This is a genomic window from Pontibacter harenae (genome assembly GCF_020907245.1).
Lineage (GTDB): Bacteria > Bacteroidota > Bacteroidia > Cytophagales > Hymenobacteraceae > Pontibacter > Pontibacter harenae.
In genome coordinates this window covers 49134-61921 of record NZ_JAJJWH010000004.1, presented here as the reverse complement: position 1 = coordinate 61921, position 12788 = coordinate 49134, and the positions used below count along the sequence as shown (strand labels likewise).

Genomic DNA, 12788 nt, shown 5'->3' with positions numbered 1-12788 from the left:
ACTTGTTAAATAGCAACTATTTTACCCCCTGCTTTTTCTATTGAAGAACTAGCTGTTTCAGAGAAAGCGTGAGCATGTACTTCAACAGCACTGTTGAGCTCTCCTCTACCTAAAATCTTCACTTTATCGTTTTTAGAAACTAATCCATGTGCTTTGAAGAAAGCAAAGTTAAGAACTGTTTCATTAGTACTCTCAGCCAAAGACTGGATTACATCTAGGTTGATTCCTTTATATTCAACTCTGTTGAAGTTTTTGAAACCAAACTTAGGAACTCGTCTTTGAAGTGGCATCTGGCCACCTTCGAAACCGCCCTTTTGAGAGTAGCCTGAACGAGATTTAGCACCTTTATGACCTCTTGTAGAAGTACCACCTCTACCTGATCCAGTACCTCTACCTATTCTTTTTCTGTTTTTAACAGAACCTTCTGCAGGTTTTAATGAGTTAAGATACATTTTAAATATTGTTTACTTCTACAAGATGATTCACCTTCTTCACCATACCAGCAATCTGTGGAGTGAATTCAAAAGTTACTGATTTATTGATCTTACCAAGACCTAAAGCTTGAATAGTAAGCTTTTGGTTTTTAGGCTTATCAATAATGCTTTTGATTTGTTTTATTGTAACCTGAGCCATATCAATTAACCGTTAAATACTTTGTTAAGATTTACGCCACGCTGCTGAGCAACAGCCAAAGGATCACGCATTTTTGCTAAAGCATCGAAAGTTGCTTTAACCACGTTGTGCGGGTTAGAAGAACCTTTAGACTTGCAAAGTACGTCTTTGATGCCAGCACTATCTAACACAGCACGCATTGCACCACCAGCAATAACACCAGTACCTGCTGCAGCTGGTTTGATCAATACATAACCACCAGAGTATTTTCCTTCTTGAGCATGAGGAACAGTGCTATGATAAACTGGAACTTTCACCAGGTTTTTCTTAGCATCATCTATACCTTTAGCAATAGCGTCTGTTACTTCGTTAGCTTTACCTAAGCCGTAACCAACAACACCATTTCCATCACCTACAACTACAATGGCGGCGAAGCTAAATCTTCTACCACCTTTTACAACCTTGGCAACACGATTGATGGCTACTACTTTCTCTTTTAGCTCAATTTCGCTAGCCTTAACACTACGTATATTATTCTTTAGCATAATTATTAGAATTTAAGGCCAGCTTCACGAGCGCCTTCTGCCAATGATTTAACTTTACCATGATAAAGGTAACCAGAGCGGTCGAACACTATCTGAGTTATACCTTTCTCGAGGGCTTTAGCAGCAATGTCTTTACCTACTCTGTTAGAAGTATCTACATTTGCTTTTGCATCATCAAGCTTAACAGAAGAAGCAGCAACTATAGTATTTCCAGTTGAATCATCAATCAATTGTGCATAGATAGCTTTATTGCTTCTAAATACAGACAATCTTGGTCTCTCAGCTGTCCCAGAAATTTTGTTTCTGATGCTTTGTTTTATTCTAAGTCTTCTTGTTACTTTCTTAGTAGACATGATGATGATTATTTAGACGCTGTTTTACCAGCTTTTCTTCTTACAACTTCACCAACAAATCGTATACCCTTACCTTTGTATGGTTCTACTTTGCGTAGTGATCTAATTTTGGCAGCAACCTGGCCGATCAATTGCTTGTCGTTACTTTCTAAAGTAATAACTGGAGCCTTACCTTTTTCAGTTACAGCAGTAGCAGTTACTTCATCAGGAAGTGTCATGAAAATATTGTGTGAGTAACCCAGAGACAACTCAAGAATTCTTCCTTGCGTTGTAGCTTTGTAACCTACACCTACTAATTCAAGTTGCTCTTTGTAACCTTGGCTAACACCTACAACCATGTTGTTGATCAAAGATCTGTACAGACCGTGCATAGCCTTATGACGCTTCTGCTCAGTAGGACGATCAACAACTACTAAGTTGTCTTCGCTCTTAATGATCATATCTTTATCAACAGGGGTAGTTAAAGTACCTTTAGGTCCTTTAACAGTTACCACGTTGTCTGCGCTTACAGATACTTCTGTATTAGCTGGTAATTCGATTGGCAGTTTTCCTATACGTGACATAGTCTCTCCTCCTTTTAGTAAACGTAACACAATACTTCGCCACCCACATTCTGTGATCTAGCTTCTTTTTCTGTCATTACGCCTTTAGAAGTTGACAATATAGCGACACCTAAACCATTCAATACTCTTGGTAGGCTCTCACTTCCAGCGTACTTACGAAGCCCTGGCTTACTAACCCTCTCAAGTTTCACAATAGCAGATTGCTTAGTGTTAGGGTTATATTTTAGAGCTATCTTGATCGTACCTTGTACAGAAGAGTCATCAAATTTATAACTTTGAATATACCCTTTATCGTACAATACTTTTGTAATCTCTTTTTTTATCTTGCTAGATGGTATCTCAACTATCCTGTGGTTCGCTTTTATAGCGTTACGCACTCTAGTTAAATAATCTGCTATTGGATCTGAGTTCATTATTATTCACTTAAAAAATGAATTGCTATATCTAAAGCGAGCCGCAAAGATACGAATTCTTCTTTAGTTTCTTAAATTTTAAAGAAAAATTTACCAGCTCGCCTTTGTTACACCAGGAATTTTACCAGCAGAAGCAAGTTCTCTGAAGGTAACACGAGAAATACCGAATTTTCTCATGTATCCGCGTGGCCTTCCTGTTAACTTGCAACGATTGTGTAATCTTACAGGAGATGCATTACGAGGCAACTTATCAAGTGCCTCATAATCTCCTTTGGCTTTTAATTCAGCTCTTTTAGCAGCAAATTTAGCTACTAACTTTTGTCTCTTAAGCTCTCTTGCTTTTACTGATTCTCTTGCCATTTTATTTATTTCTTAACATTAGTAAAAGGCATACCAAAAGCTTTTAATAGCTCATAACTTTCTTCATCTGTCTTAGCAGTAGTAACAAAAGTTATATCCATGCCAGAAATAGCCTTTACTTTATCTATACTGATTTCAGGGAAGATGATTTGCTCTTTAACACCTAAGGTATAGTTACCTCTTCCGTCAAAGCCTTTATCACTTACACCTCTAAAGTCTCTTACACGAGGAAGAGCAACAGTCAGCAAGCGGTCTAAGAATTCGTACATTTTCTCACCTCTAAGCGTAACACGGGCACCGATTGGCATTCCCTCACGCAGCTTGAAGTTAGACACAGATTTCTTAGCAATAGTTGCAACAGCTCTTTGGCCAGTTATTGTTGTTAATTCATCAACACCAATATCAACCAATTTTTTATCTGCTACAGCTGCACCAATACCTTTGTTGATAGAGATCTTAGTGATCTTAGGCACCTGCATAATATTCTTATACTGGAACTTCTCCTTCAGGGCAGGTACAACCTCCTTCTGATATTTGTCTTTCAATCTTGTAGTTGCCATGTTAGATTACTTCTCCTGTTTTTTTAGAATACCGCTCAGTTTTACCTTCGCTGTTTTTTCTGCTGCCAACTTTAACTGTTTCACCTGTAGTAGGATCTACAAGTGCTACATTGCTTGCATGTATAGGAGCTTCTATCTTAGTGATGCCACCTTGAGGATTTTGAGCACTAGGCTTTGTATGCTTCGTTACTAAATTTAATCCTTCAATAGTTACTCTTTGCTTTTCTATATTAACAGCTGTAATGCGGCCTGTCTTACCGCGCTCATCTCCAGCAAGTACTTTAACAGTATCGCCAGTTTTTACATGAAGTTTTTTCTTATTCATCTTAATCTGAATTAGGGGTTATAGAACTTCAGGCGCTAACGATACAATTTTCATGAATTGCTTCTCACGAAGTTCACGAGCTACTGGTCCGAAAATACGAGTACCACGTGGCTCATTGTTCGCATTTAGTAGAACTGCAGCGTTATCATCAAAACGGATATAAGATCCGTCTTTTCTTCTGACTTCTTTTTTAGTTCTTACAATAACTGCTTTAGAAACAGTTCCCTTTTTAACGTTTCCAGAAGAAAGGGCAGACTTAACAGTTACTACAATTTTATCGCCGATTGAAGCATACTTTTTACCTGTACCGCCTAATACGCGGATACAAAGTACTTCTTTAGCACCGCTATTATCAGCTACGCTTAATCTTGATTCCTGCTGTATCATTTTATTTCGCCCTTTCTATTATTTCAACTAAACGCCAGTTTTTGTTTTTGCTTAGAGGACGCGTTTCCTGAATGCGCACGGTGTCACCGATGTTGCACTCATTGTTTTCGTCGTGAGCCATGAACTTATTGGACTTTGTTAAAAACTTCCCGTACATAGGGTGTTTCATTCTGCTTTCAACAAGCACCGTGATAGATTTGTCCATTTTATTGCTAACAACCTTACCACTTCTTTCTTTTCTAAGATTTCTCTCTTCCATGATGATATTATGTATTAAGAGTTAGCTTGTAATTCACGACGACTAATTTCGGTATTAAGACGAGCGATCGTTTTTTTCGATTCTCTGATCTTCATCGGATTCTCCAGCGGAGATATGGCGTGTGCAAAACGCATGTTCTGCATATTTGTGCTCTCAGCTGCTAGCCTCTCTTTCAGTTCTTCTAAAGACAAAGCTTGTATCTCTGAATTTTTCATATACTATTTCTCAACGTAATCTCTACGTACTACAAATTTTGTTTTTACTGGAAGCTTCTGAGCTGCTAATCTTAAGGATTCTTTAGCTACTTCTAAAGAAACTCCATCAGATTCAAACATGATAGTTCCTGGCTTAACAACGGCTACCCAATATTCAGGAGAACCTTTACCTTTACCCATACGAACCTCTGCAGGCTTCTTGGTAATAGGTTTGTCAGGGAAAATTCGGATCCATACCTGACCCTCACGTTTCATTGCTCTTGTCATGGCAATACGAGCGGCCTCAATTTGGCGGCTGGTAATCCATGTTGCTTCAAGAGATTTTATTGCAAATGTACCAAATGAAATAGTACTGCCTCTATGAGCCAGACCTTTCACGCGGCCTTTTTGCATTTTTCTATATTTAGTCCTTTTTGGCTGTAACATGTTCTAACACTTAATAATGTTAAAGATCAATTATTGACGACGCTTACGCTTTGGAGCACCACCATCTTTCTTATTACGGTTGCCACCACGTCTGTCACCAGAAGGAGCACCACCAGGTCCTTTGCCGCCATCAAGGCCTGCATTAGGAGTAAGATCTTTCTTGCCGTATACTTCGCCTTTGAAGATCCATACTTTAATACCTAGTTTACCATAAACAGTCTGTGCTTCAGACAATGCGTAGTCGATATCAGCACGAAGTGTATGCAAAGGAGTTCTTCCTTCTTTATAATGCTCCGTTCTTGCCATTTCAGCACCGCCTAAACGGCCTGATACCTGCACTTTAATACCTTCAGCACCTACACGTAACGCAGAAGCAATTGCTTGCTTCATAGCACGGCGGAAAGAGATACGAGCTTGTAATTGCTGAGCAATAGACTCACCAACTAACTTAGCATCTAACTCTGGACGCTTAATTTCAAATATGTTAATTTGAACGTCTTTGTTAGTAAGCTTCTTAAGCTCTTCTTTGATTTTATCTACTTCCTGACCGCCTTTACCAATTACAACACCAGGTCTAGCCGTGTTGATTGTAATTGTGATACGCTTTAGCGTTCTTTCAATAATGATCTTAGAGATACCGCCTTTAGGAATACGGGCTAAAACATACTTGCGGATTTTTTCATCCTCAATCAGCTTCTCAGCGAAATCTTTGCCGCCATACCAGTTCGAATCCCAACCCTTAACGATGCCAAGTCTCAGACCAATTGGATTTACTTTCTGTCCCATAATTCTTACTTCGTGGCTTTTTTAGATTTCTTTGATTGCTGCTCAAGTTGCTCTTCTGTCATGCTGTCGATTATAACAGTAACATGATTCGATCTTTTTCTGATGCGGTGTCCTCTTCCTTGCGGAGCTGGACGTAAACGCTTCAGCATTTTACCTTCATCAACAAAGATCTCTTTTATATAAAGATTGGCATCTTCTATGCGTGCATCTTCATTTTTCTGCTGCCAGTTAGATAGAGCCGATAGAAGGAGCTTTTCTAATTTTGGTGCGCCAGAGTTTGCTTCAAACTTAAGTAAACTCAATGCTCTTGATACGCTCTTTCCACGGATCAAGCCTGCTACTAATCTCATTTTGCGAGGAGAAGTAGGCACGTTATTCAATTTTGCTACTGCTTCCATTCTATCGCTTACCTTTATCTTTTTTAGCTATGTGACCTCTAAAGTTTCTGGTTGGAGCAAACTCTCCGAGCTTGTGTCCTACCATGTTCTCTGTCACATAAACTGGAATGAATTTATTACCGTTATGTACTGCGAATGTATGTCCAACGAAATCAGGAGAAATCATAGACCTTCTTGACCAGGTCTTGATAACAGCTTTTTTTCCTGAATCATTCATCGCTGTCACTTTATTCTCGAGCCTATAGTCAATGTAAGGCCCTTTTTTTAATGATCTAGCCATTTATTTCTTCTTTCCTCTATTAACTATAAGTTGCTCTGAATACTTCTTAGGTTTTCTAGTCTTAAGACCTTTAGCGTATAAACCTTTACGTGATCTTGGGTGACCACCTGAAGATTTACCTTCACCACCACCCATAGGGTGATCCACCGGGTTCATGGCAACACCACGAACTCTTGGTCTCTTACCTAACCAACGGCTACGTCCAGCTTTACCAAGCTTCACGTTCATGTGGTCAGAGTTTGATACTGTACCTACTGTTGCATAACAGTTAACCAGTACCATTCTAAGCTCTCCAGAAGGAAGTTTGATAGTTGCATATCTTCCTTCGCGTGCCACTAACTGAGCGTAAGAACCAGCACTACGTGCTAAAGTTCCACCGTTACCTGGCTGAAGCTCGATGTTGTGGATGATAGTACCTAGAGGAATATCAGATAGAGGAAGACAGTTTCCTACTTCAGGAGCAATACCTGGTCCTGAAACAATCACTGAATCAACCTGTAAACCAGCAGGAGCAATTATATAGCTTTTCTCTCCATCTACATAATAAAGAAGTGCTATACGTGCTGTTCTGTTTGGATCATATTCAATTGTCTTAACAGTAGCCGGTACACCGTGCTTTGTTCTTTTGAAGTCTATTAATCTGTACTTTTTCTTATGACCACCGCCAATATAGCGCATCGTCATCTTTCCAGATTTGTTTCGTCCACCAGATTTTGAAAGGGGTGCCAACAAAGATTTTTCTGGTGTAGCTGTCGTCACTTCATCAAAAGCGGGAGCTACTCTAAATCTTTGACCTGGTGTTGTTGGTCTTAACTTTTTTAAAGCCATTTTTATTTAATTATATGCCGCTATAAAAGTCTATCATTTCACCCTCTTTCAGGGTTACTATTGCTTTTTTAATAGAAGAAGCACGGCCAGAAACAGCACCAGACTTAGTGTATCTGCTCTTTAATTTACCTTGCGTTCTCATAGTTGCCACCTTCTCAACAGTAACGCCATATAGCTTTTCTACTGCCTTCTTGATTTCAACTTTATTGGCTTTTTTATCTACCTCAAAAGCATACTTACCAACTTCATTCATGGCAGTATATTTTTCTGTTACCAGCGGTCTCTTTAGAATAATCATTATTTTTCGCTATAGAGGTTTTCCAATACATTAACTGACTCTTCTATCAAAAGAACCTTCTCTACATTCAAAAGATCAAACGTGTTCAAATCTTTAGCAGTAGATACCTTTACTTTAGGCAAGTTTCTACCAGATAAAACAACATTCTTGTCTAGTGATGGCAATACAACCAATGTCTTACCAGTTGATTGCAAGTTGCTTAAGATGCTCTTGATTTCTTTTGTTTTTGGAGTTTCGAAAGTAAAAGACTCTACTAACGCTACTCTGTTATCACGAGCAAGTAAAGAAAGAGCAGATAAACGTGCTACTTCTTTTAGCTTCTTGTTCAGTTTAAAGCTGTAGTTTCTAGGCTTTGGTCCAAATACTCTACCACCACCAATAAAAACAGGAGACTTGATGCTACCCGCACGGGCGCCACCTGTTCCTTTTTGCTTCTTGATCTTTTTAGTTGAGCCAGCTACTTCGTTTCTCTCTTTAGCTTTGTGTGTACCTTGTCTCTGATTTGCCAGGTACTGCTTAACGTCAAGATACATTGCATGCTCATTTGGCTCAACACCAAACACAGCATCAGAAAGTGTTACCTTTCTACCTGTATCTTCGCCTTTTATATTTAATACAGAAAGCTCCATTTTATTTCTCAATTAACACGTAAGAATTTTTGGCACCTGGTACAGAGCCACTAACAACTAACAGATTTTTTTCTGCGATAACTCGTACAACCGTCAGGTTTTCTATCTTCACTCTGTTACCACCAGTTCTACCTGCCATGCGCATTCCTTTGAATACACGTGAAGGCCAAGAAGCAGCACCGATCGAACCTGGGTGCCTTGCTCTGTTGTGCTGACCGTGAGTCTGGCCGCCAACACCGGCAAATCCGTGACGTTTAACAACACCTTGGAAGCCTTTTCCTTTAGATGTGCCTACTACATCGATGAATTCTCCTTCAATGAAAAGGTTTACATCTACTGTATCTCCTACAGATGGTGCTTCTCCTTCAATCGTGAATTCAGCAACTTTTTTCTTTGGAGACGTATTAGCTTTTTTGTAATGTCCAGCTTCCGCCTTAGTTACTCTTTTAAGCTTTTTCTCACCATAGCCCAGCTGTACTGCTGTATAGCCATCAGTCTCTACTGTCTTCACCTGAGTAACTACACAAGGGCCTGCTTGAATAAGCGTAACTGGCGTGTATTTACCATCTGATGTGAAGAGGCTTGTCATTCCGATCTTTTTACCGATAATTCCAGGCATTCAACTTATTTTTTATAAGATGGATATATTTATTTAACCCCCTCAGATTTCGCTAAGGGAGTGCAAAGTTAATAAAAATATTTTTGGTATAGCAAATAATGTGTAAAATATTCTTTATCAGCACGTAAAAAAAAAGGAGAACTTGTGAGTTCTCCTTTTTTTTAAGCTTTAAGTTTATCAAACTTTGATTTCTACATCAACGCCACTTGGCAATTCCAGCTTCATCAAAGCATCTACAGTTTTAGAGCTAGTAGAATAAATATCTACCAAACGCTTGTAAGTGCACAGTTGGAACTGCTCACGAGCTTTCTTGTTCACGTGTGGTGAACGCAATACAGTATATTTATCCTTCTCTGTTGGAAGAGGAATTGGTCCGCTTACGATGGCACCAGTGGCCTTCACAGCTTTCACGATCTTCTCAGAAGACTTGTCTACCAAGTTGTGATCGTAAGACTTTAACTTTATTCTTATTTTCTGATTCATTATCTTATACTACTTATTTAGCAGTTCCTTTAATTTTTGCAATGATTCCATCTGCCAGGTTTTGTGGTACTTGCTCATAGTGAGCGAAAGTAAGCGAGGCAGTTGCTCTACCAGAAGTAATGGTACGTAAATCAGTTACATAACCGAAAAGTTCAGAAAGAGGAACATCAGCTTTAATTACAGTTGCCGTTCCTTTTGTATCCATACCTTTCATGATACCTCTTCTTCTGTTCAAGTCACCTGTTACCGGACCAGTGTATTCATCTGGCGTAACAACATCAACAGCCATAATTGGCTCAAGCAGTTTTGGAGCACATTGCTTTCCTGCTTCTTTAAAACCTTGACGTGCAGCTAATTCAAAAGATAATGAGTCAGAGTCAACATCGTGGAATGAACCGTGAAATAAACGCACTTTCATCGAATCGATTGGGAAGCCTGCAAGGATACCGTTCTTCATGGCTTCTTCGAAACCTTTCTGAACAGCTGGTATAAATTCTTTTGGAATAACACCACCCACGATACCATTTACAAACTCTAGTCCTTGTTTACCATCTTCACGTGGTCCCATTTCGAACACGATATCGGCAAACTTACCACGACCACCTGACTGCTTCTTGAATACCTCACGGTGCTCAATACTCTTAGTGATAGTTTCTTTGTAAGCCACCTGAGGAGCACCTTGGTTCAGTTCAACCTTGAACTCTCTCTTCATCCTGTCGATGATGATCTCCAGGTGAAGCTCGCCCATACCTCTTAAGATAGTCTGACCAGTTTCCTCATCAGTATTAACCTGTAGGGTTGGATCTTCTTCAACAAGCTTGGCAATAGCCATACCCATCTTATCCGAGTCAGCCTGTGTCTTTGGCTCAATGGCATAACCGATAACTGGCTCAGGGAAATCCATCGATTCAAGAATGATTTTAGAGCTTTGCTCACACAGGGTATCTCCTGTTTTGATATCTTTAAAACCTACTACCGCAGCAATGTCACCAGCAGCCAGTCTTTCGATCTGGTTTTGCTTGTTGGCGTGCATTTGGAAGATACGTGAAATACGCTCTTTATTTCCTGAACGTGTATTGAATATATATGAACCTGACTCCAATACACCAGAATATGCTCTTACGAAGCAAAGGCGTCCTACATAAGGGTCAGTAGCAATTTTAAAGGCAAGACCTGCAAATGGCTCTTCTTCGCTAGGCTTACGAGATACTTCAGCACCAGTATCAGGGTTGATACCTGTGATTTTATCTCTGTCCAGAGGAGAAGGACAAAGTGCCATTACATAATCAAGCATTGTCTGTACACCTTTGTTCTTAAAAGAAGAACCACAAAGCATAGGAACAATAGCCATGTCTATAGTTGCAGCACGAAGCGCAGCGATAATTTCACCTTCTGTGATAGACTCTGGATCTTCGAAGTATTTCTCCATCAAAGTCTCATCATATTCTGCCACAGCTTCTAATAATTTCTCTCTGTATTCTGCAGCTTCCTCAACCATATCATCAGGAATTGGAACTTCGGTAAAGGTCATACCTTTATCTTCTTCGTTCCAGATGATACCACGGTTGTTTACTAAGTCAACTACACCTTTGAAGTTATCTTCACCACCAATTGGTAACTGAAGTGCTACAGCATTGCTGCCCAGCATTTCTTTTACTTGACGGCATACTGCTAAAAAGTCTGCTCCAGAACGGTCCATTTTATTAACGAAACCGATACGTGCTACTTTATAGTTGTCTGCTAAGCGCCAGTTAGTTTCTGACTGAGGCTCAACACCGTCAACAGCACTAAATAAAAACACCAGACCATCCAATACACGCAGTGAACGGTTTACTTCTACAGTAAAGTCCACGTGTCCTGGAGTGTCAATAATGTTTATATGGTAATTATCGCCTCTGTAAGGCCAGCTAACTGTTGTAGCAGCTGAAGTAATGGTAATACCTCTTTCTTGCTCCTGCTCCATCCAGTCCATAGTTGCGGCACCATCGTGTACCTCCCCTATCTTATGGCTTACACCAGCATAGTATAGAATACGTTCCGTCGTTGTTGTTTTACCAGCATCGATGTGCGCAGCTATACCTATGTTTCTTGTAAATTTTAAATCTCTTGTTGCCATAATTAGAATCTGAAATGTGAGAATGCTTTATTCGCTTCTGCCATTCTGTGGGTATCGTCTTTCTTCTTAACAGCAGCACCTTCACCCTTTGCAGCAGCGATGATTTCACCAGCTAGTTTATCTTTCATGGTTTTCTCTCCTCTCTTACGAGAGAAAGAAATCATCCACTTAATACCTAGAGATACTCTGCGGTCTGGACGAACCTCAGTCGGCACTTGGAATGTAGCACCCCCTACCCTACGGCTTTTCACTTCTACGCTAGGCATGATGTTATTCAGTGCCTTCTTCCAAGTTTCAAGACCGTTTTCTTTTGTTCTTTGCTCTACTAGATCTACAGCATCATAGAAGATTCCATAGGCAACACTTTTCTTACCATCTTCCATCAGATAGTTCACGAAACGTGTTACTAATGTTTCTTTGTATTTAGGATCAGGAAGGAGAACTCTACTTTTAGGCTTTGCTTTTCTCATTGTATTATTACGCTATCAATTATCTTTTCTTACCACCTTTACCTGCGGCAGCTGGAGCCTGACCTGGTTTTGGTCTCTTAGCACCATATTTTGATCTACTCTGTAAACGTCCGCTCACACCAGCAGTATCCAATGCACCACGTACGATGTGGTAACGAACACCTGGAAGGTCTTTTACTCTACCACCTCTGATTAACACAATAGAGTGTTCCTGTAGGTTGTGGCCTTCTCCTGGAATGTATGCGTTTACTTCTTTACCGTTTGTAAGTCTTACCCTAGCTACCTTACGCATAGCTGAGTTTGGCTTCTTTGGCGTTGTTGTATATACTCTTGTACATACACCACGACGCTGTGGGCATGAATCTAAGGCAGGAGATTTAGACTTAGAAGTTAACTTCTCTCTTCCTTTTCTTACTAATTGCTGTATAGTAGGCATTTACAATCTGTTAATTATAGATTTTTCCACTTTTAAAATTGGACTGCAAAGGTATAAAATTCACCTTGCATTTTCAAAATTTTAATTCATTAATTATTAGCACTTTATGCTTCTCCAACTGTTCCTCCAAAATTCATGGGGAAAGATGGTGCTTCCTGTGCCTGTTTTATATCGCCAAAGCTTGCTTCAAACTTCTGAATATTATCTGCCAGAGCAGCCAAAAGTCTTTTGGCATGCTCTGGTGTGATAATAATTCTTGATTTAACTTTTGCTTTTGGCACTCCTGGCATCAGTCTTATAAAATCGATAACAAATTCACTGCTGGAATGTGCAATCATGGCCAGGTTTGCATATTGCCCTTCTGCCACCTCTTCCGTTAATTCAATGTTAATCTGATTTTGCTTTTGCAGGTCTTCAGCCATTGCTA

25 protein-coding genes are annotated in these 12788 nt (G+C 39.7%); all 25 read right to left on the bottom strand.

Annotation, left to right across the window (positions count from 1 at the left end):
* Positions 1 to 5: 5 nt before the first annotated feature.
* On the bottom strand, positions 6 to 452 hold the full coding sequence (gene rplO, locus LN893_RS03395) for a 50S ribosomal protein L15 (RefSeq protein ID WP_229968307.1): 447 nt from the start codon (positions 450 to 452) through the stop codon (positions 6 to 8).
* A gap of 1 nt (position 453) precedes the next feature.
* A complete protein-coding gene (gene rpmD, locus LN893_RS03390) occupies positions 454 to 633 on the bottom strand; it encodes a 50S ribosomal protein L30 (RefSeq protein WP_229968305.1) in 180 nt (59 codons plus the stop codon).
* Positions 634 to 638: 5 nt separating this feature from the next.
* Positions 639 to 1157, bottom strand: a complete 519-nt coding sequence (rpsE, locus tag LN893_RS03385; protein WP_229968303.1) for a 30S ribosomal protein S5 — start codon at positions 1155 to 1157, stop codon at positions 639 to 641.
* Positions 1158 to 1162: 5 nt separating this feature from the next.
* Positions 1163 to 1510, bottom strand: a complete 348-nt coding sequence (gene rplR / locus LN893_RS03380; protein WP_229968301.1) for a 50S ribosomal protein L18 — start codon at positions 1508 to 1510, stop codon at positions 1163 to 1165.
* A gap of 8 nt (positions 1511 to 1518) precedes the next feature.
* A complete protein-coding gene (gene rplF / locus LN893_RS03375; protein ID WP_229968503.1) occupies positions 1519 to 2073 on the bottom strand; it encodes a 50S ribosomal protein L6 in 555 nt (184 codons plus the stop codon).
* 14 nt (positions 2074 to 2087) lie between these two features.
* Complete coding sequence (gene rpsH, locus LN893_RS03370; RefSeq protein WP_229968299.1) at positions 2088 to 2486, bottom strand: 30S ribosomal protein S8; 399 nt, start codon at positions 2484 to 2486, stop codon at positions 2088 to 2090.
* Between the two features lie 90 nt (positions 2487 to 2576).
* Positions 2577 to 2846 carry a 30S ribosomal protein S14 gene (gene rpsN / locus LN893_RS03365; RefSeq protein ID WP_229968297.1) on the bottom strand — a complete coding sequence of 90 codons (270 nt, stop codon included), beginning with the start codon at positions 2844 to 2846 and terminating at the stop codon, positions 2577 to 2579.
* Positions 2847 to 2851: 5 nt separating this feature from the next.
* Positions 2852 to 3406, bottom strand: coding sequence for a 50S ribosomal protein L5 (gene rplE, locus LN893_RS03360; protein WP_229968296.1), 555 nt, complete (start codon positions 3404 to 3406; stop codon positions 2852 to 2854).
* 1 nt (position 3407) lies between these two features.
* Complete coding sequence (rplX, locus tag LN893_RS03355) at positions 3408 to 3731, bottom strand: 50S ribosomal protein L24 (protein ID WP_229968294.1); 324 nt, start codon at positions 3729 to 3731, stop codon at positions 3408 to 3410.
* 18 nt (positions 3732 to 3749) lie between these two features.
* Positions 3750 to 4118, bottom strand: coding sequence for a 50S ribosomal protein L14 (gene rplN, locus LN893_RS03350; RefSeq protein WP_229968292.1), 369 nt, complete (start codon positions 4116 to 4118; stop codon positions 3750 to 3752).
* A gap of 1 nt (position 4119) precedes the next feature.
* A complete protein-coding gene (gene rpsQ, locus LN893_RS03345) occupies positions 4120 to 4377 on the bottom strand; it encodes a 30S ribosomal protein S17 (protein ID WP_229968289.1) in 258 nt (85 codons plus the stop codon).
* 14 nt (positions 4378 to 4391) lie between these two features.
* Positions 4392 to 4592, bottom strand: a complete 201-nt coding sequence (rpmC, locus tag LN893_RS03340) for a 50S ribosomal protein L29 (protein WP_229968287.1) — start codon at positions 4590 to 4592, stop codon at positions 4392 to 4394.
* A 3-nt stretch (positions 4593 to 4595) separates the two neighbouring features.
* On the bottom strand, positions 4596 to 5018 hold the full coding sequence (gene rplP, locus LN893_RS03335) for a 50S ribosomal protein L16 (protein WP_229968284.1): 423 nt from the start codon (positions 5016 to 5018) through the stop codon (positions 4596 to 4598).
* A gap of 30 nt (positions 5019 to 5048) precedes the next feature.
* Positions 5049 to 5804, bottom strand: coding sequence for a 30S ribosomal protein S3 (rpsC, locus tag LN893_RS03330; RefSeq protein ID WP_229968282.1), 756 nt, complete (start codon positions 5802 to 5804; stop codon positions 5049 to 5051).
* A gap of 5 nt (positions 5805 to 5809) precedes the next feature.
* Positions 5810 to 6202, bottom strand: a complete 393-nt coding sequence (gene rplV, locus LN893_RS03325; protein ID WP_229968280.1) for a 50S ribosomal protein L22 — start codon at positions 6200 to 6202, stop codon at positions 5810 to 5812.
* A gap of 1 nt (position 6203) precedes the next feature.
* Positions 6204 to 6482, bottom strand: a complete 279-nt coding sequence (rpsS, locus tag LN893_RS03320) for a 30S ribosomal protein S19 (protein WP_229968278.1) — start codon at positions 6480 to 6482, stop codon at positions 6204 to 6206.
* Positions 6483 to 7310 carry a 50S ribosomal protein L2 gene (gene rplB, locus LN893_RS03315; RefSeq protein WP_229968276.1) on the bottom strand — a complete coding sequence of 276 codons (828 nt, stop codon included), beginning with the start codon at positions 7308 to 7310 and terminating at the stop codon, positions 6483 to 6485. It lies immediately after the preceding gene.
* Between the two features lie 10 nt (positions 7311 to 7320).
* Positions 7321 to 7608, bottom strand: coding sequence for a 50S ribosomal protein L23 (gene rplW, locus LN893_RS03310; protein ID WP_229968274.1), 288 nt, complete (start codon positions 7606 to 7608; stop codon positions 7321 to 7323).
* The gene (gene rplD, locus LN893_RS03305; RefSeq protein ID WP_229968272.1) at positions 7608 to 8237 is read right to left on the bottom strand and encodes a 50S ribosomal protein L4; all 630 of its coding nucleotides are present in this window, start codon (positions 8235 to 8237) and stop codon (positions 7608 to 7610) included. The genes rplW and rplD overlap by 1 nt, the downstream gene beginning before the upstream one ends.
* A 1-nt stretch (position 8238) precedes the next feature.
* Entirely contained in the window at positions 8239 to 8856 is a 618-nt protein-coding gene (rplC, locus tag LN893_RS03300) for a 50S ribosomal protein L3 (RefSeq protein ID WP_229968270.1), read from the bottom strand.
* Positions 8857 to 9033: 177 nt separating this feature from the next.
* Positions 9034 to 9339: a 30S ribosomal protein S10 gene (gene rpsJ / locus LN893_RS03295; RefSeq protein ID WP_229968269.1), complete on the bottom strand. Its 306-nt coding sequence runs from the start codon at positions 9337 to 9339 to the stop codon at positions 9034 to 9036.
* A 13-nt stretch (positions 9340 to 9352) separates the two neighbouring features.
* Positions 9353 to 11455 (bottom strand): elongation factor G, encoded by a 2103-nt coding sequence (gene fusA, locus LN893_RS03290; protein WP_229968267.1) that lies wholly within the window; start codon positions 11453 to 11455, stop codon positions 9353 to 9355.
* 2 nt (positions 11456 to 11457) lie between these two features.
* Positions 11458 to 11925 carry a 30S ribosomal protein S7 gene (gene rpsG / locus LN893_RS03285; protein ID WP_229968265.1) on the bottom strand — a complete coding sequence of 156 codons (468 nt, stop codon included), beginning with the start codon at positions 11923 to 11925 and terminating at the stop codon, positions 11458 to 11460.
* 19 nt (positions 11926 to 11944) lie between these two features.
* Positions 11945 to 12361: a 30S ribosomal protein S12 gene (gene rpsL, locus LN893_RS03280; RefSeq protein ID WP_229968263.1), complete on the bottom strand. Its 417-nt coding sequence runs from the start codon at positions 12359 to 12361 to the stop codon at positions 11945 to 11947.
* Positions 12362 to 12465: 104 nt separating this feature from the next.
* Positions 12466 to 12783: a DUF3467 domain-containing protein gene (locus LN893_RS03275; protein WP_229968261.1), complete on the bottom strand. Its 318-nt coding sequence runs from the start codon at positions 12781 to 12783 to the stop codon at positions 12466 to 12468.
* Positions 12784 to 12788 lie beyond the last annotated feature (5 nt).